1 protein-coding gene is annotated in these 352 nt (G+C 28.4%); it reads left to right on the top strand.

Features of this window, described 5'->3' with window-relative positions:
- Positions 1–218 (top strand): hypothetical protein (locus tag IC213_RS20705; protein ID WP_227863591.1); only part of this gene is annotated, 218 nt, incomplete at its 5' end.
- Positions 219–352 lie beyond the last annotated feature (134 nt).

Raw genomic sequence — 352 nt, 5'->3', positions numbered from 1 at the left:
TTCCAAACAACCTCGATATTATAAAATATAAAATTCTTAATAAAAAGAGCAAGGCTGCAAACTATAGATATGTAAATTTAGAAAATGGAGGAAAAGTAGGGTTGTCTAATTTCTGTAGAAAAAACAATATATCTGTAAACAACGACAAAATCAAAGAATTATATGATAGTGGATTTAGAAGCGAAAAAATTCTAATTGAGAAATATAGAGAGGTGTAAATGAACCATTATACAATAACTCACATACATACAGATAGGTCTTCTGGTACAACTAATATAGATAGTGTAACAAAGCCAGAGCAATACATTTCTAAAATAGCAAATCTAGGTATGAAGTCTATAGCTTTTACAGA

This window comes from Clostridioides sp. ES-S-0049-02 (assembly GCF_020658465.1).
GTDB lineage: Bacteria > Bacillota > Clostridia > Peptostreptococcales > Peptostreptococcaceae > Clostridioides.
The sequence above is the reverse complement of the archived record's forward strand: the minus strand, read 5'-3'. Positions and strand labels throughout refer to the sequence as shown.